The organism is Thioalkalivibrio sp. ALM2T (assembly GCF_000381505.1).
GTDB classification, from domain to species: Bacteria; Pseudomonadota; Gammaproteobacteria; order Ectothiorhodospirales; family Ectothiorhodospiraceae; genus Thioalkalivibrio; species Thioalkalivibrio versutus.
Genome location: NZ_KB906556.1, coordinates 415,248 through 437,457 on the forward strand (window position 1 = coordinate 415,248; position 22,210 = coordinate 437,457).

A 22,210-nucleotide genomic window follows, 5' to 3' on the forward strand; every position below is an offset into this window, starting at 1 on the left:
TTGATGGTGGCCGGACTGGTAACGGTTCCCGTGGCCGCTGCCGACCCGATCGACCCCGTCGCCGGGCCGCTTCCGGTCGCAACGGAGGGCCCGCCGGAGACGCTGCGTTCCGGCTGGTTTGAGCGACCGCCGTACCAATATGCCGATCCGGATGGCGTATCCGGAGCCGCGACGGGACTGGATCTGCGTGTCGCCCGCGAGGCGGCCGAGGCCACGGGACGTACCGTGCGCTACGACCCCATGCCCTGGTCCGACCAACTGGCGGGGCTGAAACAAGGCACCCTCGATCTGGTCGTCGGCACGTACTATGAACCCGAACGCCTGAGCTACGTGCACTACTCGCGGCCCTATCGCGAGGAACGCAACGCGCTCTACCTGCGCGATGACGACGACATCCGCCTGGCCAGCCGGAACGACTTCCTGGAAGCGGTGGAACGCGGGGAATTTCGCCTTGGCATCACGCAAGGGTATGCCTTCGCCGACCCCGAGGTCGCGCGCCTCGTGCGGGACCCAGGCGATGCAGCCCGAATCCTGGAGACTGACAGCGACGCCGCGAACGTAGCCGCCCTGGTGGAGGGTAGCATCGACGGGTTTATCGCCGATCCGGTGATCCTCGATCTGTTCCTGGCCGAAACCGGACACGCCAACGAGGTGCGCCGCGCCCGAATCGACCTCGGAACCGTAGGCGTACGGGTGATGTTCAGCCGCGCCACCGTGCTACGCGAATTCGTCGAGGCCTTCGATGCCGAGCTGAAGGCTCTGGGGGACAGCCGCCGGATCGCCAACCTCGAAGTGGAACACCTGCTACCCGCGTTTCTGGCCATGACCACCAGCGAGGTCTGGTTCAACGCACTGACGCTGATGGGCATCCTCGCCTTCTCCGCCTCCGGCGTAATGCTGGCGCGCCGCGAGCGCTACAACCTGTTCGGCGCCCTGGTGCTGGCCACGTTGCCGGCCATCGGCGGCGGTGTGCTGCGTGACCTGCTGCTGGGGCGCGATCCGATATTCATCTTCGAAACCCCCGAATTCCTGCTACTGCCGCTGGCAGTGGTGCTGGGGGGCTTCGCGCTCTACAAGCTACATGACCACTGGCTGGTGCATCTCGCCCCCGCACAGCGGCTACTGGCACGTCAGCGCACCGGCCTCGGCGGACGCATGGTGGGCAATGTGCAGCACGGCCTGGATGCCTGGGCGGTGGCCGCGTTCACCGTGATCGGCGTGGGCGTGGCGGTCGAGGCCCACGCCAGCCCGCTATGGCTCTGGGGCCCGGTGATGGCCGTGGTCACCGCGTCCTTCGGCGTGATCATGCGCGATGTGGTGCGCTCGGACTTCAACATCGACATGCTCAAGCGTGACTCCTTCGCCGAGATCTCGATCGTCGGCGGCATTGCCTATTCACTACTGCTCCTCTGGCCGCCGGTGGAGCTCTCGATGTTCTACATACTGATGGTCACCAACGCGGTCATCGTCAGCCTGTTCGTGGCGCGGCTTCTGGTGCTGTGGTCCGGCTGGGTAAACCCATTACAGATGGGCGACCCGCATACCCTGCCGGAACGTCGTCTGGATACCCTGGAAGCGGCGGAACCTGCCCTGTGGCAGCGCCTGTCGACCTACCTGGAAGAAAGCGAGACCGGCCGCGCCCGCGGTGTCGACCCGAGACGCCTGGAATCGCTGCACAAGGACTTCGGCTATGCCCTGGAGCCCTGGCAGACAGAGTTCACCGCTCTGGCCGGAGAACCGCTGTTCGAGTCCACGGTCATGCGCTATCAAAACCTACGCGCCCGATTCGACACGCTCCGGGCACTGGAGCAGCAACTCTATGACCACCTGCGCATGCCGATCGCCGACGCTCTACCGGATGCGGAAGAGGCCGGCGAACTGGAGACCCGAGTATCCGAGGGCCTGCGCAGCCTGCTGGACACCGTCAGCATGGCGGTGGAAAGCGGCGAACGGGAAGACTTCGAATGGTTGCAGGAACTCTCGCGCAACCAACGGGCACGTTTCGACGACCTCCGAGCCCGCTACCTCAAGGCCGATCCAGCGCCCGGCGGCGCCCTGGACCAAGTGCTACAACGCACCCACCGGGTCGAACGGATGATGTGGATGCTCGCCGACTACGTGGACCAGCGTCTGTCACCAGGCGGCGTGGCCGCCGTCAGCGACCGCCGCCAACGGCAGATGATGATGCAGACCGGGGCCCACTAGGGAGACGGCCTGCTGCCACTGCTCCATCGCCCCCTGCCGTGCGTCCAGGGCCCGCTTGCCGTTCCACACCCCCAGCAAGCGCATGGGGCGATCCAGCGGAGTCCGGCGCAGGCAGTCGCGGGTGGCCGCCAGGATCTGCTCGGGATCGGCCGTCCAGGCCTCCAGCGTCAGATCGCGCGTGGCCGTACGAAAATCGTCATACCGGATCTTGATACCAACCGTCCGCCCCAGGTAACCCTTGGTCCGCAGCTCCGGCACGATCCTTCGGCCTGGCTGACTCTCGTTGCCAATCAGGTTTTCGTTTGCGCTGGCACAAAGGGTTCGAACCTTCGCCCAACAATCTGGTTCGATCCCGAGCGCAGCGAGGAACGTGTCGGCCCCAGGCCGACACCCGGAAGGGCAAGGCGCGCAGCGTCGCCGCTATCCTTCCGGGCGCTCCACACTCCAGAGAAAGGGCACCCCATTCGGGTGCCCTTTCTCGTTATGGGCTCCAAGGTGTCGGTGACCCCCTCTTAACCGGTCACGCCAGCCCCCGTCGTACAACGCCCTATGACGCTGCAATGCCAGGGAGAGTCACGTCAGAGAGATGCCAGGTAGGCGCGCATGGAGGCCAGGCCCTTGTCCGTCAAAGCGACACGCATTCGCCGGCGATCTCCTGGATCGGGATACCGACTCGTCAGACCGAGACGCTCGAGGGTATCCAGGTAGCGGGAGGTGGTCGTCAACGGCACTCGCGCGCCCACCGCGAGGCTGGAGACATAAGTCGCATGGCCAGTCAGGTGGTTATGGGCCAGATCGAGAAGCATGTCCCAAGCCGGGTCGGAAAAGAGATCGGATGGGAAATGCTGTAGCCGTCGTCGCTGCAGGGCCAACACCTCTCCGACACGCTCCAGCATCTCGCCGTCCGACAGATCGATTTCGTCCGCTTGCATCGAGCCAACCCCGCGCCTGTGGCTGGTCGACCCGAACGCCTTCAACTGGCGGTCCATATCGCGCATCTGTTTGCGCAAATGCTCCATCGCGGACGACACATTATCTACAAAGCCGCTTCTCTCGCGCTCTTCGCGTGCCCGGCGGATCGCCCGGGTGACCGCTCCGTGCAGGACTTCCCGATTGACCGGCTTGCTGAGCACATCCTCAACATCGTGGCGCAGCGCCGTCACGGCCGCATCCGCATCCAGGTGGCCGCTCATTACGACGATGCGAGGGCGCGCGCCATCCTCCGCGATGTCATGGATGGCTCGGATAAGCGCGAAGCCATCCATGCCCGGCATCCGAAGGTCCACGACAACGACCAGAATACTGGGGTGTCCCTGCAGCCATCGCAGTGCCTCACGTCCGTCCCTCGCCGAAACGCACGGGATATCCGAAAGCGACAGGCTGCCCTGAAGTTCATCCAGGACATCGGGGTCGTCATCGACCAGTAGCGCAATCGGGGCAACCGCCGATTCGGGAAGTGACGTCGTGTTCATGCGGAGCGTTATCCATTGCCGGGTTGAAGTGTTATACCTGCGCGCCCAATGCATCATCAGCACATCGGCTCGTCAAAGCCACTTCTTTCATTCTGGAAGGACACTTAATCGGCACCACGAGCAGCACCTGCCTCGATTCGTCGGGCAAAGGCACCGAATGAGCGCACCGGCGCGGAGCAGTCTCCCACAGATGCCTTTCATCGCATCGCCACAATGGCCCCATTCTGGCAGAAGTGTCCCTGTCGCTCGCTTCCGCTTGGCGGCTGGTTCCGTATGCTGGAGCCGACACGAAACGATCGTCGGAATGACCCCGGGGCCCAGCATGACGCCAGTGGACCACACGCAGCCTGCCAAGATCCCCAGCGCGCCACTCATGCTGATTGTGGACGACGTGCGCGAGATTCGGGAGGAACTGATCGCCAGCGCCAGCCATCATGGCATCGCGGCCCATGGAGCCCCCGATCTGGCGGAAGCACGGCGCCGCCTGCGAACGGTTCGCTACGACCTGATCCTGCTCGACCTGAAGCTCTCGGAAGGGGACGGGCTCGCCCTCTTGCCCGAACTCGCACGGATGGAATCGGTGGCACCAGCGGTGGCGTTTCTGTCCGGACTCAACGAGGACATCCTGGGTGCCGCGGGCGATGTGGCGGCCGAACTCGGGCTGGACGTGCTCGCCCCACTCGGCAAGCCCATCCGGCGCGCATCCCTGACCGCGTTGTTTCGCCAACTGGAACAAGAGCCTCGTTCCCGCCCCGGGGTCGAGCTCCCAACCCCCATTGGACGGCGTGAATTCTCCGAAGGGCTCGCACAGAGGCAGCTGATCCCCTATCTGCAACCCCAATACTGTCTTCGCAGCGGTCGTTTGCTCGGATTCGAGAGCCTGGCCCGCTGGGAGCATTGGGAACTCGGCCAAACGCTGACACCCGTGGCATTTGGGGCCTATCTGGATGACCCAGAGTTCGCATGGCCTGTATTCGAACAAATCTTCCGCCAGGTCCTGCGCCACGCCTCCGCCCTGCAAGAACGGTTTGGCGCTCACCTGCGCTTTTCCGTCAACGCTGGTGCAACGATCTTTGGACACGCCCGCTTCCCGGGCGATCTGGTTCGGGCTTGCACCGATGCAGCACTGCCCGTTCATTCACTAACCATCGAACTGACCGAGAGCGCACCGTCACTCAACGTCGAGCAACGCCTGGGTCTCGCCCGGGCACGCATCGCGGGGTTCGGGATCTCTCTAGATGACTTCGGTGCCGGCTCGGCAGGTCTGACACGGCTCGCCCAATTGCCCTTGACCGAAGTCAAGGTGGATAGTTGGTTCATCCGCAACGCCACAAGCGACCGGCGCCGTCAGGCCCTGTTGCGGGATATCGCCATCCTTTGCAACCACCGGGCAATCGAGAGTGTCATCGAAGGCATCGAGGACCAGGCCATGCTGGAGATGGCCCAGCTGTTTGGCTTCGGTGTCGCACAGGGATACCTGTTCGGGCAGCCAGTGACGATCGAGCACGCCATGGAGTGCGCCGATCACTTCGCCCTAAACACGGAATCCACCTCGAACAGCGACGCCCCGAACCGGACCATTCGCACGACGGAGGTCTCCCTGGAACCCGAGGCCCTCGTTTCATCGCATGCAGAGACGACCCCCGAACCATCCGCCTGGTGCCTTATCGTCGACGACGATCCCGACATTCGCGAAGAGATGTCCGCGATTCTTACCGGCGAAGGCGTTACGTGCTGGCTGGCGGCCAGCGTCAGCGATGCCGAGTGGCAACTGGCAAACATCGACGATGTGGCGGTCATGTTCATCGACATCGACCTACCCGACGGAAACGGCCTGCAGTTACTCCAGCACCCGGTCTTTCTCGACCGTCAGCTCGCACCCATTCCCATCATCCTGACCGGGCATGGCAACGAGACGACAGCCAATCAAGCCCGCGAGCACCATGCCGAATACCTTGAAAAACCGGTATCGCGAGAACAGATCCGCAAGGCATTCAGACAGGCCTGCGCACGCTTGCCGTCGCGAAACACCTGCCAATCCTCTACCACCGCGGCGTTGCACCACTGATGAAACCCCGCCTGCTACGCATCGGCTTGCTGCTTGTACTTGTGATCCCGATCGTGATGTTCGGGATCCCCTGGGCCGGCCACACCGTCATGGCTTCACCTCCATCGACCGGAGGCCCCTGGTTCGCGCTTGGGGGCCTGGTCGCGGGGCTTGCCACTGCCTGGCTGATCGGATTCCTGGGCTCCGACGTGACGTGCGCCAATACCACCGGGCGAGAGAGTGACAGGCCAGGGCCCGCCGATGAGCCTTCCACACCCGGGGCAATGCAATGCCATCAACTGGCGTGCCTGGCCGGACTCCCCGCCCCCCTCGCCCTGTGGAGCGGGACCCTGCCGCAACAGGGTCGCCCCAGGGCGGACTCCGTCAGCGATGGCTATCCCACCCTTACCGGTCTGAACGAACCTCCGGACGACTGGTTCGGGACGGCCGTGGAAGAGGACGCATCGAACATCGAGTGCGCCCTGGAAACCCTGCGCGCACAGGGGCGCTGTGAAGTCGACTATCGCATCCAGCTGCCTGACGGGACCCTGCGCTGGATCCACGAACGACTGGCCATTTGCGACAAGACAACGGACGGACCCTGGACCATCGCCGGGCTCGCCCTGGATGTCACGGGCGCCCGCCTCAATCAGCAACGCCTGCTCGAAAACGCTCGAATGGCCACCATGGGCCAGATCGCACAGGGACTAACGCACGAGTTCAACCAGCCGCTTCAGGTCATCCAGCTAGCGGCCGACAATGCCCAGGAATTCTTGGGCAAACCCGGTGGCGGTCAGCCACCGTCCTATGCCCTTGCACGGCTCGAACGGATCATGGAGCAGACCGAGCGGACGGCCGAACTGATCCGCCTGTTGCGGTTATTCGGACCGCAGGCGACAGCCCTTCAAGCCATCCAGTTGCGGCATGCGGTTGACCATGTCCTCACGTTGATGGGGCAACAACTCGAGATGCGCGACATCCGGGTGCAGTGTCAGTTCGCGGAGCTACCCGCAGTCCACGCCGCACGCGGTGATGTCGAACACATCGTGGCCAACCTCCTGACCAATGCACGCGATGCACTGGAGACAAAGCCCGGTTCCCGCATGCGCAATGGACAGGACACCATTTGGATCACCACGTCCCGCGAGACATACGACGGTGCCCCCTGGGCGGTGCTTGCGATCCAGGACACCGGTTGTGGTCTCCCCGAGGGCCCTCCGGCGCGCCTGTTCGAACCGTTCTTTACGACCAAGAAGCATGGCCTCGGACTGGGCCTCACGCTAGTCCAGGGGATCGCACAGGCCCGCGGTGGCCATGTCGAACTGGCATCCACGAGCGGGGGCGCCCGAGTCTCGGTTTACCTACCGCTGCCCCTCAATCCACAACCATAAAAATACCCTTTCGCTCCGTCTCCTAACATTCGAGGAACCCAAACCGATGGCCTTGCTCACTTGGCCCCGCCCGCTGACCGATGACCCGGCCTGCATGACCCATCGTGCGCTTTTTCTCGACCGCATCGAACGCCTGCTCCCGTGGGAGACACTGATCCAGCAGCTGATCGATGCCGGTGTTACCGAGAATGACTTCCCGTCCGGGCTGAACACCCACCTGCGCATCCATTGCCTGCAACAGTGGTTCACCTATACCGACCCGGCAGTCGAAGAAGCCCTGTACGAAATTCCCCTTTTCTGTGCCTTCTGCGGGACCGAAACATCGGTCGAAGGCAAACGGATCAACGAATTCAGAGACACCCTGGACGGACTTGGACTGCTCGACTCACTGCATGATCGAGTGAACCAGACGCTACAAGCCGCCGGCCTGACCCTCAAGCCCGGGCGAGTCGAGGATCCGGTCCTTTTGCGCGACCCGGTGGCAGCCGGTCTGGGCGATCCCGTCGCGTTCTCCCCGCGTCCGGAAATCTCCGTCCCCATGGACCGCGCCTAATGCGCCAAGGGCATACCACCAGACTGGGACAAACATGCCTGGATGATTGGCTGCGGCGGCAACATGCTGGAAGCAGGACGAGCATTCGGAAACACGGAGACTCGACATGCCTACCCGCGACTCGAGGAAACGCGCCATCCACCGCACCCATGTCTGGCCCAGACCGCCGGAAGACCACACTCAGGCCTGTGGGATGCGTCGGCTGCCGGCATGGCGCACGAAGCGCCATGCCCACCGGCATGCCGCGCGACAGCACCTATTTCCTCCACTTTGGGTCGATTTGCCCCTGTGGCCGACCGCACATGGGACGGGAGGTCAGCTATGAAGCCTTGGCTACGCCCTGTCCAGCGGCTGCGCGACTGGAACCCCTCCCTCTCGGGGATGACCGACCTCGTCCATGCCCTGCGCCGCAACCCGAAAGAGTCGGCGGCGCTCGTCGTCCTGGTGTTCGTCAGTAGTCTGGCCTTTCTCTACGTCGACGACAGCCAGCAGGGCACCTTCACGCTCTTCCTGTTTGCCCCCGTTATCCTCGCTGCCCTGGCGTTTGGCATCTACGGCGGCTTTTTCGCCGCTCTGGTTGCGGCCGCGCTGATCGTTCCCTATTCCGCCCTGACCCTAGCGCCGGAACACGCCTGGCTCTGGCTGGATTGGGGCATCCGCTCCACGTGGCTGACCGTGATCGGGGTGCTGGTCAGTATGCTCTCCTGTGCGGTCTGTAACCTCGAGGGCCGCGTCAACTTGCTGCGAGGGCTCAATCCGGAAAATGGCGACCCCGATTACGACTCTGCGCAGAAACACGTGGAAGTTCTGCTGAGCAGCACAACCGGACGCGACCAGTACGCCAATGTCACCGAAGTGCGGGTAGCGAATTTCAAGGCGTTGCAGCAACGCTTCGGGACGCGCCGCATGAGTGAAGTCATGCAGGTTTTGGCGGAGCGCATCCGCCTCGTGATGCCCGCCGGAACCTTTGTTAGTCGTTCGGCCCCGGACTCGCTCTCCGTAGTCAACAGCTCGCATGCACCCTGGAACCCCGCCGAACAGACCGAGCGACTGCGCTCGGTGCGCGAGACCCCGCTCCAGATTGATGGCCTCGAAATCCATACCGAGCTGGTCTCAAGCACGATCAGCCAACGCATGGAACCACTCGCAGCGAGCCCCGGCATGGGCGATACGCCCGCCCCGCTCTCCAACATGAGCGACGCCGCAAGCCGCCTGCTGGCGCGTGCGCGCGATGCCCTTACGGCCGAGGGCGATCTGAACTCCGGTGGCCCCGCCCCTTCTTGGCACGGCGACACGCAACTGCTGGGCGAGATCGCCAAGGCCATCGAGGACGAGGAAATCCAGGTCGTCTATCAACCGGTCCTCGAGTTACGCAGCCGCAAGTTCCTCAAGCTCGAGGCCTTGCCCCGCTGGAACCATCCCATCCGGGGACTCGTCCCGCCCAGCCGTTTCCTGCCCCTGATCGAACACGCGGGCATGATCCAGCATTTTGCCCGCTGGGTAGTCGAGGACGTTGTGGAACGCCTGGCCGAGTGGAAAGCCCAGGGATACGAACCCGTCGTTTATCTGGACCTGCACCCTCACATGCTGCATGACCACACCTTCTTTGGAGAGGTGGCGCGGCAGCTGCGGACCCATGACCTATCCCTGGGGCAACTGGGGTTACAGATCCACGAACGCTACGTGATGTCCTTGAAAGGTCGGCAACTGCGGCATCTGCGCCATCTGCGCGCCTCCGGCATGCGCTGTGTTGTAGATAGCTTCCACGGCAAACATGTGCCGCTCACCCACTTGCGCACCCTACCGCTGGACACGATCAAGCTGGATGCAAAGGCCCTGTGCTACACCTCCGGTAAGCTGCAAGACCCACGCTCCATCCAAGCCATCGTGCGGATGGCGCACGACCTGGGACTCTCGGTGATTGGCGCCGGAATCGAGAATTCCACGCAACTCGCCGAATTCGTGCATCTGGGCTGCGACGAACTCCAGGGTCCACTGCTCGGCAAGCCGGTCGAACATACCCAGGTGGACAGCCTGATGGAGGTCCACTTCTCGCAGATCAAGCCGCTTACGGCCACCTGTGCGCCCGGGAACGAAGAAACGGAACTGGATCCAGCCTAGTCATCAGATTGAGACGGCCAGAACGGAGAGCGCGCCTCCGCTGTCGCGCCCGCGGCATTCAAATCCCATCAGCAGCGGGACTCGCTCACCGATGACTGCGGCTCGCCCACTGCTCAGACCCCTTTGTGCAGCGCCTGATGGATGGCGGTCAGGAGCTGTGCCTTGCGATAGGGCTTGCGAAGCACCGGTGCAGAGCTTCCGGACGGATTGCCCACCATCGGCTCGTCACCGGTGTAGCCGGACGCCATGACGATGGGCAGGTCCGGTCGCACCTCGCAGGCCTGCGCGACCACATCGGTTCCCGACAAACAGCCGGGCAGCACCACATCGCACAGCAGCAGGTCGAGCTGCGCATCGCTGCGAAGAATCTCGATCGCCGTGTCGGCATCGTCAGCTTCGCGCGTCTGAAAGCCCGCCTCACGGAGAATCCCCGCCACCAGTTCCTGGATCTCGGGGTGATCCTCGACGATCAGGATGACCTGTCCCCAACCCTTCTCCAACACGTCCGGTACGGGTTCTACATACGAGTCGGCCGGTTCGCTCGAGGCGGGCAATAACAACGTAAAGGTGGTCCCCGACCCCGGCTCGGAGTCGACGTGAATCGACCCACCCGACTGCTGGAGGAAACCGAACACCATACTCAGACCCAGGCCGCTGCCCTGCCCCGTCGCCTTGCCACTAAAGAACGGCTCGAAGATACGGTCCAGCTCGTCCGGATACATTCCGGTGCCCGTATCCCGGACCGTCACCAGCAGGAAATCGCTGACGCCGTCGCCTGCGTCAGCGTCGAGCGCACCCACAGCAGCGTCACCGTCCGCGTTGCGCATACCGATCTCCAGCACGCCCCCTTCCGGCATCGCATCGGCAGCATTGAAGGCGAGGTTCAGCAGGGCACTCTCCAGCTGACTTCGATCCATATGCACCGGCAGGACTGCTTCATCCGGGATCAGGGTGACCAGTCGGCTCCGCTGCCCGAGCGAGGCCTCGAGAATCGGCCGCATCTCTTCGAGAAGATCCTGGAAATTCAGCCTCTCGGGCATCAAGGTCTGGCGTCGGGCAAAGGCCAGCAGGCTTTGCGTGAGGTTCCGGCCTCGTTCCGCGGCCTGCTCGATGACCCGCAGCAGCCGAGCCGGTTGCGATCCTCTGGTCACATGCTCTTCGAGCCGGTCGACGTTGCCCAGGATCACGGTCAATAGATTATTGAAATCATGCGCCAGGCCACCAGTCAGGCGGCCCGTCGCCTCCATGCGCTGCGCGTTCATCAGCTCGCGTTCCATCGCCCGCTTTGCCGTGACATCGCGCTCGACCGACACCCAGTGGGTAAACCATCCCGTCTCGTCGGCTAAGGGGACAATATCCAGCTCCAACCACAACTCCTCGCCGCTCTTGGTGTAGTTCAGGAGCTCGGCCCGCACCGGACGCCACTGCTCCAGGGCCCGCCGAATCCTGCGAAGTTCTGCGGGCTGCGTCCCCGGTCCCTGGAGCATGCGCGGCGTATTCCCAATCGCTTCGTCGAGCGTGTACCCAGTGCGTCGCTCGAACGCCTCGTTGGCAAAGATGATCCGTGGCCCCGGATACTCAATCGGCTCGGCTTCCGTGATCAGGACAATGTCGTTGATGCGCGAAATGGCCGCGCGCAGCAGCTTGAGCTCCTGCTGTTGCTTGCGCTCCTCGGTCACATCCAGAAGGTATACGGTCAGACCGTCGGGCAACGGGTAGATCCGCACATCAAGACACACACCGCGGGGTTCGAAATGGGCCTGAAAAGTGACCGCCTCTCCTCGCCGCATTGCCCGACGGAACTGCATTCCAAACGGGTCGCTGGGCGAAAACCGTCCCTTACCCCAAATGGAGGAGGCTTCTTCCGGGCCGCCCGGTAACCCGAGCAAGCTCCTTGCCTTGAAATTGGCGTAAGTTAGCCAGTATTCCCCGTTCACAGTAAAGAAAGCGTCCGTGATGCTCTCCACGGTGTCCTGCAGGCGAAGATCAAGCGCCTTCGCCTCCTCGCGTAATTGCCGCAGCCCAGTGATGTCTATAGCCAAACCCACCCATCGTTGGATAGCGCCATCCGCCGACTTCACCGGGAGCGCCTGGGCGAGATGCCAGATGTATTTTCCATCGGCGCGACGAAGCCGCACCTCGCGCATATAGGGCTCTCCAGTCGCCATCGACCGCCCCCAATGCTCGAGCGTCGGGGCGCGATCGTCCGGATGGAGCGTATCGCGCCAAGCGCTCAGAAACCCCTCCTTGGTGGCCCCGGAAAATTGCGCAAACTGGCCCCCAATATAATCCAGCTCACCATCAGGCCTTGATGTCCAGACCTGGATCGGCATCAAATCCACAATCTGTTCGTAGTGCGCTCGCTCCTCGCGCAGGCATTCCAGCCGCCTGCGCTCCTGCTCAAAGACCGACTGGTGGTAGTAAAAGACAAAGAACACCGCCAGCACAGCGGCCGTTGCCCCCAGCCGGTTCGCCAGCACGTACCCCAACGGAAACCCTTCTGGCGCGGAGGGCGACAACAAGAATCCGACCCAGATCGCCGCAACCACCAATGCGGTCACCAATGCCAGAAAGCGACCACCACCGGCATAGAAGGCCATAACAACCAGCGGTATGTAGAGAAATCCGTGCGCAAAGCCCAGCTGCGTCACCAACTCGGTCGCCAGGATGAGCCCCATGCCGGAATACACCGTCACGGCCAGGACCCAGCTCCGCGGCTCTGAAGCCTCCATGTTCGTCATAGCGTCCCACTACCTTCAAGCCAAATACGTATTGACCAACGAGCACCCCCGCGGATGAACCGCCCCGGGTTTCTCAACCGCCCCGGATTTTCGGAAACTCGTTGGTTTGGATCGCGCCGCGCGAGCGGGCCTCTGAAGTCGCTGATGATACTTGGCTTGAGCTCGACCCCGTTTCCTCGGGCCGTTTGCAAGGGGCTTTCTTGTCGCTGCGAGTTCCAGCCGAGCCGATCGAGTGTCAGGCAGGTCAGGCCCCAGGCTAAACCCCACCTCCGGCGGGTCGCCGACCGGATGCGGGGCCAGATGAAGAAGGCGCCACGTCAGACATGTGGGGCGCGTGGTCGAAACCACTTCGCCTCCTTTGCCAAGTGCGTCGCCGACCAATGCATCAGGCCCATCTCATGCCCAAGCCCATAGCGTTCAGCACCTGAGAGCACTCTGCCGCACCCACCATTCGGGACACCCTCCGTACCACCAGCCGTGCTGGGATCCCCGCCCCTGCCTCCCCAGGCGCGGGCGACTCCGTGCTCGGTCCAGGCCTGATCCGACCACTCCAGCCGAGCCCCACTCGATCCCTGTTCCGTCGCCAGGCTGGCGCCCTCGGCTTCCCCCTGGATCAGATTTGCGCGAACCCCACTGTGCGCTGGCGAACATACCGCGCTGACGCAAGGTGCAAGACTGAAACCGTTGCCTACGACGGGGTAGGCCAGCCCGGCCCTGACCCGCCTGCGTCCGGACAAGGAGAAGGTCATCGACATCAAGGCGTTCGGATCTTCCTCGCGTACGCGCGAGGCGCTTCGCCACGACCGCGACACCGAGTTGCTGCGTTCGGAGCTTCTGAGCGTCGAGCAGCTCAAACGGCATGCGGTCACGCTGGCCGGGCAGCACCGTATCGATCCCCGCCCCGGACCGGACCGGCTGCTGCCGCGCCTGGCGGACAATGAACGGGTCCTGATCGCGGCCTACGACGTCGTCACCGCCACCCGTACCGAAGTACCGGGCCAGCGAATCGTGCCGGACGAGGCGTGGCTGCTCGACAACTTCTACCTGATCGAGCAGCAGATCGCGATGGCGCGACGGCATCTTCCGGACGGCTACAGTCGGCAGCTTCCGCACCTGGCCGATGGCCCGTCGGCCGGCTTCCCGCGCATCTACGACCTGGCGCTGGGACTGATCTCGCACATGGATGGGCGGGTCGATCGCGACAACGCCACCGAGATGATCGCCGCCTATCAAACCGTCGAGCCCCTGAAACTGGGTGAACTGTGGGCATTCCCGATCATGCTCCAGCTGGCCTTGCTGGAGAACCTGCGCCGCGTCGGGGTACGCATCGCCCAGCGCCGCGTGGAGCGTGACGCGGCCATCACCTGGGCGGACCGCATGCTCGCGGCCGCCGAACGCGAACCCGCGCAGCTGATCCAGTTGCTGGCCGAGTTTGCCAGTGCCGATGTACCGCTGACGGCGCCGTTCGTGGAGGAGTTCTACGGGCGGCTCCAGGCGCAGGGGCCGGCCATGGCCTTCGTGCAGACCTGGGTCGAGCAACGGTTGCAGGAACAGGGGGTCACCACGAGCGGATTGTCCGAGGCGTATGGACGCACGGCGGCAGCCAACCAGATTTCCATCGCCAACTGCATCGGTAGCCTGCGGTTCATCTCCTCGATGGACTGGAAGCAGTATGTCGAGTCACTCAGCGTGGTGGAGCGGATTCTGAGCGAGGATCCGATGGGCAGCTACGCCGACCAGGACTTCGCGACCCGCGACCGGTACCGCCACGTCATCGAGGAAGTGGCGCGCCACAGCGGCCGCAGCGAACCGACCGTCGCGCACGAAGCCATCGGTCTGGCGCAAGCGGCAGCCACACACCGGAACCATCGCGACCGCGGTGTGCATGTGGGCTACTACCTGGTCGACCGGGGACGTCCGGACCTGGAGCATGCAGTGGGCTATCGGCCCTCGTGGAGATCCCGCATCCGCGTGGTGTTCCGGGAACACAGCCTGCCCCTGTATCTGGGGCCCATTTGGTTGCTCACGCTCGTCATCGCAGGGGTTGCGGCATCCCCTGGAGGCTTCTTCGGCGACGGTTCCGGGTGGAACTGGCTGCTTGCGCTGCCCCTCCTGATCGCCGCCTCGGCGCTGGCGATCGCCCTGGTGAACCTGCTGTACACGCGCGTTCTGCCACCACGGGCCTTGCCCCGCATGGATTTTTCCCACGGGATTCCCGACCGCCATCGCACCATGGTGGTCGTACCCACCCTGCTGGCGAGTCCGCAGGACGTCGATGACCTGCTCGAAGCCATGGAGATCCGCTATCTCGGGAATCGGGATCCCAACCTGTTCTTCGCCCTGCTGACGGACTTCCGCGACGCGCCCGAACAAATCATGCCCGGGGACGAGGCCCTGCTCGCCCATGCGCGCAGTGCAGTCGAACAACTCAACCAGACCTACAGCGACGACCGCCCCTGTATCTTTTACTGGTTCCACCGGCCCCGGGTGTGGAATCCGTTCGAGCAGCGTTGGATGGGCCATGAGCGCAAGCGCGGCAAGCTGGAGCAGTTCAATGCGCGGCTGCGAGGCGAAGCCCTGACCGCCTTCTCCGACCTTGTTGGCGATCCGTCCGTGCTTGCGTCGATCCAGTACGTCATCACCCTGGATACCGATACACAGCTACCGCGCGACGCCGCCCGCGCCCTGATCGGCAATCTGGCGCATCCGCTCAACCGCCCGGTCTACGACCCCGACAACGGCCGCGTGGTGGAAGGCTATGCGATCCTCCAGCCACGCGCGACGATCAGCCTGACCAGCGCCGAGCAGTCGCACTTCAGCCGGTTGTTTGCCGGTGAGTCCGGCCTCGACCCGTATACCCGCGAAGTGTCGGACGTCTACCAGGATGTCTTCTGCGAAGGCTCGTTTATCGGCAAGGGCATCTATGACGTGGATGCGTTCCGCCAGGCCGTCGACGGACGCTTTCCAGAGAACCTGATTCTCAGTCACGACCTGCTCGAAAGTGGCTATGCGCGGTCGGCCCTGGTGACCGATATCGAACTGATCGAGGAACACCCGGCCAGTGTTGCCATCGAGGCCAGTCGGCGCCATCGCTGGATACGCGGCGACTGGCAACTGGCAGGCTGGCTGCGCCCGCGGGTACCCGGGCCGCCCGGCCCGGATGGATCCATGGGACCGCGCCAGCCAAACCCGCTCTCGGCCCTGTCGCGCTGGAAACTGTTCGACAACCTGCGGCGCAGCCTGGTCGCGCCCGCGCTTGTGCTCCTGCTTGCAGGGGGCTGGCTGCTGGGACCGGCGTGGCTGTGGACTCTGCTGGTCGTGGCCGTGGTGCTCCTGCCCACCCTACTGTCCAGCATCATCGAGCTGATCGACAAGCCAACCGGACGCGACTGGGCGCCGCACTTGAACCTGACCGGACGGTCGACCGACCGGCCCCTGCTGCTCGCCCTGCTCACCCTGGCCTTCCTGCCCTACGACGCACGGATCAGCGTGGGTGCGATCCTGCACTCGGGCATCCGCATGCTGTACACGCGCAGCGGTCTGCTGCTGTGGTACCTGCCATCGTACGCGCGCCGCAATGCCCTCCAGACGCCGGCCGGCTTTTTCCGGGAGATGGCGATCGCACCCGGCCTTGCCGTCGTGCTAGGCGTGCTACTGGCTCTAACCAGCAGCCCGGCGGCGGTCTGGCTTGCTGCCGCCCCGATCCTGCTGCTGTGGCTGGTCTCGCCGGTGATCGGCTGGTGGATCAGCCGGCCGCTGAGCGTTTCCACTCCGGACCTGAGCGCCGATCAGCGCGCCTTCCTGCGGGCCGTGGCCCGACGCACCTGGCGTTACTTCCTGGACTTCGTCGGCCCCGAAGACCACTGGCTCCCACCCGACAATTTCCAGGAATCCCCTGCCCCGGCCATCGCCACGCGGACCTCCCCGACCAACATGGGCATGGCGCTACTGGCCGATCTGGCGGCGGTCGATTTCGGCTATCTCACGACCGGGGAATGCCTGGAGCGCATCGGCAATACCCTGGGCTCGATGGAGCAGCTGGAACGCTATCGCGGGCATTTCTACAACTGGTACGACACCCGCACGCTGCAACCCCTCCAGCCGCAATACGTATCGTCGGTGGACAGCGGTAACCTGGCCGGCAGCCTGCTGACCCTGCAAGCCGGCCTGGAGGAACTGAAGCACCAACCGATACTGACCCAGAACGCGTGGCAGGGCCTACAGGACACCCTGGAGGTGCTCGCCGAACACTTGCCCCCTGCTTCCGCGCCCGAGTTGACGAAAACCGTCGGCCGGCTGCAGGAGACCCTGCGCACCCTGATCCTGAACGGCCCCCCGCAGACCCTGGAGGCCGCCACCCGCGCGCTCGGCGAGCTTCACCGCCTCGGAGGCATGCTCCGCGAGGAGTCGCCGCCAGGTACCGAGCTCGACCCTGAACTGGAGGCCTGGACGCAGGCATTCCAGCGCCAGGCCCAGGCCCTTCAGGAAGAGTTCGCAACGCTGGTTCCCGCCACGTGGCCGGACAACGGCCTCCCCACGCTGGCAGAACTGGCCCGGGCGGATTCCGGAGGTGGCGCCGCCCGGGAACAGATCGATCGCATCGATGACCTGATCGGACGTTGCGGCGCACTGGCGACGATGGATTTCGAATTTCTCTACGACGTGCCGCGCGACCTGCTGGCCATCGGCTACGACGTGACCGAACGGCGGCGTGACCCATCCTGCTACGACCTGCTGGCATCGGAGGCCCGCCTGGCCAGTTTCCTGCTCATCGCACAGGGGCAGGTGCCGCAGACGCACTGGTTCACGCTCGGCCGCCTGCTGACCCGCCATGGAGGGGACGTCAGCCTGATCTCGTGGAGCGGCTCGATGTTCGAATACTTGATGCCGCAGCTCATCATGCCGAGCTACGCCCATACCCTGCTGGACCAGACCGGGAAGGCGGCCGTGGCGCGCCAGATCGAGTACGGCCGTCAACGGGCAGTCCCCTGGGGTATATCCGAGTCCTGTTACAGCGCCACGGATCTCCATCAGGTGTACCAGTACCGCGCCTTCGGCGTACCCGGCCTCGGCTTGAAGCGGGGGCTGGGCGATGACCTGGTGATCGCACCCTACGCCAGCGCCCTGGCCCTGACCGTGGCACCGCAGGACGCCTGCCGTAACCTCCAGAAGCTGGCGGATCAGGGGTTCCTTGGCGCCTACGGCTTCTACGAAGCAATCGACTATACGGCGACCCGGGTGCCGCACGGCAATCCGCATGCCGTCGTGCGCTCCTTCATGGCGCATCACCAGGGCATGAGCCTGCTCGCCTTTGCCCATGTCCTTCTCGACCAGCCGATGCAGCGCCGTTTCATGTCCGATCCGCTGGTGCGGGCGACCGAATTGCTGCTCCAGGAACGGGTGCCGAAGAAAGGCGCCACCGTGCACCCGCACGCCGCGGAGGTCAGTGCCGCCGCGCGCCCCTCCGGCGCGGACACCGGTTCGATCATGCGCGTATTCACCGACCCGGACACGCCGATGCCCGAGGTTCATCTGCTCTCGAACGGCCGTTACCACGTCGTGGCAACCCATGCCGGCGGCAGCGCCAGCCGCTGGCGCGATCTCGCCGTCACCCGCTGGCGCGAGGATGCCACTACCGATGGCTGGGGCACGTTCATCTACCTGCGCGACCGCGACAGCGGCACCTACTGGTCGACGGCCCACCAGCCCACCCTGCGCCGGGCCGACCACTACGAGGCGATCTTCGTCCAGGGGCGGGCGGAATACCGCCGCCGCGACCACGCCATCGAGGCCCACACCGAGATCTGTGTATCGCCCGAGGACGATGTCGAGATCCGCCGCGTCACCCTCACCAACCAGTCGTCCAGTACCCGCCACATCGAGGTGACCAGCTACGCGGAGGTGGTGCTGGCGCCGTTGAACAACGACCTCGCGCACCGCTCGTTCAGCAATCTGTTCGTGCAGACCGAGATCCTGCCGGAGCGCCAGGCGATCCTCTGCACGCGGCGCCCACGCACGCCGGGCGAACAAGTGCCCTGGATGTTCCACCTGATGGCGGCCCCGGGTGCGACAACCGACGAACCCTCCTACGAGACCGACCGTGCCCGCTTCATCGGCCGCGGGCGCAGCGCCGCCAACCCGCTGGTGCTCGACAACCCGGAAAGCGAAGCGACCCTTTCCAATACGGATGGGCCGGTGCTCGACCCCGTGGTCGCGATCCGCCGCACCCTGACCCTGGCGCCCGACGAGTCGGCCAGCGTGCAGATCATCTCCGGAGCCGTGGACACCCGCGAGACCGCACTCGCCCTGCTGGAAAAGTATTGCGACCGCTACTTTGTCGAGCGGGCATTCGAGATGGCCTGGTTCCAGAGCCAGGAAGTGCTGCGCCACATCAATGCCACCGAAGTCGATGCCCAGCTCTTCGGTCGCCTGGCCAGTTCCGTCGTCTACGGCAACGCCCTGCGCCGCACCGAGCCCGCCACCATCGCGCGCAACCGGCTGGGCCAGTCCGGGCTGTGGCGCTTCGGCATTTCGGGGGACCTGCCCATTGTCCTGTTGCACATCCGCAACCTGGATCGCATCGGCCTGGTCAGGCAGATCCTGCAGGCCCACACCTACTGGCGTCTGAAGGGCCTGGCCGCGGACCTGGTGATCGTGAACGAGGACTTCTCCGGCTACCGCGCCCTGCTCCAGGATCAAATCATGGGGCTGATCCACGCCGGACCCGAGGCACAGGTCGTCGACCACCCCGGCGGCGTCTTCGTACGGCGTGCCGAAGAACTGACCGAGGACGAACGGGTTCTGCTGCAGACGGTGGCGCGGATCGTCTTCAGCGACACGGCCAAGAACCTGAGCGAAGAGATGGACCGGAGGCTGTCGGCCAAGTCGCTGGATCGGCGGGTCTCGAACAAGGGACGATCGGTGGATCGGCGCCGCTCGAAGCCGGGCCGATCGGTGGACCGGCGCGTGACCGCAACGCGTGCCTCCGACCTGCTGGAACCCGCCAAGTCCGCCACCCCCGAAGCGATTCATCCGCTGGCGCCACGCGAGCGGGTATTCAGCAACGGGCTGGGCGGCTTCACCCCCGACGGGCATGAATACGTGGTCACCCTGGAGCCCGGCCAGACGACCCCGGCGCCGTGGGTCAACGTCATCGCCAGCCCCCACATTGGCACGGTCGTCAGCGAGAGCGGCAGTGCCTACACCTGGGTCGAGAACGCGCACGAGTTCCGCCTCACCACCTGGCACAACGATCCGCTCTCCGACGCCAGCGGCGAGGCCTTCTACATCCGCGACGAGGAGACCGGCATGTTCTGGTCACCCACGCCGCTGCCAGCCCGCGGCCAATCCGGCTACGTATGCCGGCACGGGTTTGGCTACAGCGTGTTCGAGCACACCGAATCGGAGATCACCTCGGAGCTGTATACCTACGTCGCCATGGACGCTCCGGTGAAGATCGTGCGGGTCAAACTGAGCAACACATCGCAGCGGCCACGCAGCCTGTCGCTGACCGGGTATTGGGAACTGGTGCTCGGCGAGTGGCGGCACGCGAACATGATGCACATCGTCACCGAAGCCGATGCGCAAACCGGGGCGCTGCTGGCCCGCAATGCCTATGGCCGCGAATGCGCCAACCGGGTGGTATTTGCCCATGTCGGTGGGCGCGAGCGCTGGATCAGCGGGAGTCGCAACGAATTCATTGGCCGCAACCGCTCGCTGGCCAGCCCGGAGTCGATGCGCCGTAAGCGGCTGTCCGGCAAGACCGGGCCCGGCCTCGACCCGTGCGCCGCGCTCCAGACCCGGATCGAACTGGCTGCAGGAGAGGAACAAGAGATCGTGTTCGTCTTCGGTGCGGCCGCCAACGCCGACGAGGCGCGCCAGTACATCCAGCGATTCGGCGGACGCGCCGGCGCACGCCACGCACTCGAAGCGGTCTGGGAATACTGGAATCACACACTGGGTGCGGTGCATGTGGACACGCCCGACCCCGCCCTGAACGTGCTGGCCAACGGCTGGCTGGTGTATCAGACGATATCGTGCCGGCTGTGGGGCCGCAGCGGCTATTACCAGTCCGGCGGTGCCTACGGGTTCCGGGATCAGTTGCAGGACACCATGGCGCTCGTCCATGCCACGCCCTGGCTGGCCCGCGAACAGCTGCTTCGCTGTGCGGGACGCCAGTTCCCGCAGGGCGACGTGCAGCACTGGTGGCACCCGCCCAACGGCCAGGGCGTGCGCACCCGGTTCTCCGACGATTACCTGTGGCTGCCCTATGCCGCCTGTCGCTACGTGGCAGCCACCGGGGACAGCGGCGTGCTCGACGAGTCCATCGCGTTCCTGGAGGGCCGCGAACTCCATGCGGACGAGGAGGCCTACTACGACCAGCCGCAGACCTCGTCGGAATCGGCCAGCCTCTATGAACACTGCGTGCGCGCCCTTCGGCACGGCCTGCGTTTCGGCGTGCACCACCTGCCGCTGATGGGTTGCGGCGACTGGAACGACGGCATGAATCTGGTCGGCAACGCGGGCAAGGGCGAGAGCGTATGGCTCGCGTGGTTCCTGTTCGAGAACCTTGAGCAATTCGCCGACCTCGCGCGCAAGCACGGCGACGCGGACTTTGCCGAGTTGTGCACCGCGCAGGCCGAAGCACTTCGCGACAACATCGAAGCCGAAGCCTGGGACGGTGCCTGGTACCGGCGCGCCTGGTTCGACGATGGGACTCCCCTGGGTTCATCCAGCAACGAAGAGTGCCAGATCGATTCGATCAGCCAGAGCTGGGCGATCCTCTCCGGGGGTGGCGACCCGCTGCGCGCCCGCCAGGCCATGGCGGCGGTGGACACGCGCCTGGTGCGACGCGACGCGCGGATCATCCAGCTGCTCGACCCGCCCTTCGACCACTCCGACCTGGAACCGGGGTACATCAAGGGCTATATACCCGGTGTGCGCGAGAACGGCGGCCAGTACACCCATGCCGCCATCTGGACCACGATGGCATTCGCCAGGATGGGCGACACGGAACGCGCCTGGGAGTTCTTCGCCATGCTCAATCCCATCCACCAGGGCAGCACCCCGGAGGCGATCGAACGCTACCGGGTCGAGCCCTACGTGATGTGCGCGGATATCTACGGCGCCCCACCGCACACCGGCCGCGGCGGATGGACCTGGTACACCGGGGCGGCCGGCTGGATGTACCGGCTGACGGTCGAGACCCTGCTGGGCCTGCACCTGGAAGCCGACCATCTGCGCATCGCGCCCCGCATCCCTGCGGACTGGGACGCCTACCGCATCCACTACCGCTACCGCGAGACCGTCTACCACATCACCATCCGGCCGACCGGGGAACCTGAAGGTCAGGCGACGCGCATGACGGTGGACGGTGTCGAGTGCCCGGATTCACGCATCCCATTGGTGGACGACCACCAGGAGCATCATGTCGAACTCCATCTTGTTACCAAGGCGTGATCACGCCCCCACCCACCAGCGACCGTGGCCACATGGCCCACACGGCCCGGCCCATCGGCCCGGAGGGATGGCAACACCCATTGAACCGGCCGCGTGTTCGCTAGCGCACAGACCCCCTGGAGGGTCGGTGCCAGGGTTGAGCATGAGCGTTCGACCCCGCGCGGACACCGCGCCGCCCTGCCATCGTCATGCGTCCGGTCGAATCGTTTGTGATGAATCTT

At 64.8% G+C, this 22,210-nt stretch carries 9 protein-coding genes; 6 read left to right on the forward strand and 3 right to left on the reverse strand.

Annotation, left to right across the window (positions count from 1 at the left end):
- The first annotated feature begins 3 nt into the window (after positions 1-3).
- The gene (locus F816_RS0101920) at positions 4-2,205 is read left to right on the forward strand and encodes a transporter substrate-binding domain-containing protein (protein WP_026333093.1); all 2,202 of its coding nucleotides are present in this window, start codon (positions 4-6) and stop codon (positions 2,203-2,205) included.
- Here the strand turns inward: F816_RS0101920 and F816_RS0101925 are convergent.
- Positions 2,134-2,463 carry a hypothetical protein gene (locus F816_RS0101925; RefSeq protein WP_019593308.1) on the reverse strand — a complete coding sequence of 110 codons (330 nt, stop codon included), beginning with the start codon at positions 2,461-2,463 and terminating at the stop codon, positions 2,134-2,136. The genes F816_RS0101920 and F816_RS0101925 overlap by 72 nt on opposite strands.
- Before the next feature lie 320 nt (positions 2,464-2,783).
- Positions 2,784-3,734, reverse strand: coding sequence for a response regulator (locus F816_RS0101930; RefSeq protein ID WP_231363376.1), 951 nt, complete (start codon positions 3,732-3,734; stop codon positions 2,784-2,786).
- 316 nt (positions 3,735-4,050) lie between these two features.
- Here F816_RS0101930 and F816_RS0101935 point away from each other — a divergent pair, with 316 nt between their 5' ends.
- The 4 genes from F816_RS0101935 (at position 4,051) to F816_RS0101950 (ending at position 9,789) form a co-directional block, all read left to right on the forward strand.
- Positions 4,051-5,745, forward strand: a complete 1,695-nt coding sequence (locus F816_RS0101935) for an EAL domain-containing protein (RefSeq protein ID WP_231363377.1) — start codon at positions 4,051-4,053, stop codon at positions 5,743-5,745.
- On the forward strand, positions 5,745-7,115 hold the full coding sequence (locus tag F816_RS0101940) for an ATP-binding protein (RefSeq protein ID WP_019593311.1): 1,371 nt from the start codon (positions 5,745-5,747) through the stop codon (positions 7,113-7,115). The genes F816_RS0101935 and F816_RS0101940 overlap by 1 nt, the downstream gene beginning before the upstream one ends.
- A gap of 46 nt (positions 7,116-7,161) precedes the next feature.
- Complete coding sequence (locus tag F816_RS0101945; protein ID WP_019593312.1) at positions 7,162-7,668, forward strand: transposase; 507 nt, start codon at positions 7,162-7,164, stop codon at positions 7,666-7,668.
- Positions 7,669-8,049: 381 nt separating this feature from the next.
- A complete protein-coding gene (locus F816_RS0101950; RefSeq protein ID WP_019593313.1) occupies positions 8,050-9,789 on the forward strand; it encodes an EAL domain-containing protein in 1,740 nt (579 codons plus the stop codon).
- A 113-nt stretch (positions 9,790-9,902) separates the two neighbouring features.
- Here the strand turns inward: F816_RS0101950 and F816_RS0101955 are convergent, their stop codons facing one another.
- The gene (locus F816_RS0101955) at positions 9,903-12,530 is read right to left on the reverse strand and encodes a PAS domain-containing sensor histidine kinase (protein WP_019593314.1); all 2,628 of its coding nucleotides are present in this window, start codon (positions 12,528-12,530) and stop codon (positions 9,903-9,905) included.
- Positions 12,531-13,346: 816 nt separating this feature from the next.
- Between F816_RS0101955 and F816_RS0101960 the strand changes: the two genes are divergently transcribed.
- The gene (locus tag F816_RS0101960; protein ID WP_019593315.1) at positions 13,347-21,989 is read left to right on the forward strand and encodes a GH36-type glycosyl hydrolase domain-containing protein; all 8,643 of its coding nucleotides are present in this window, start codon (positions 13,347-13,349) and stop codon (positions 21,987-21,989) included.
- Positions 21,990-22,210: the final 221 nt, after the last annotated feature.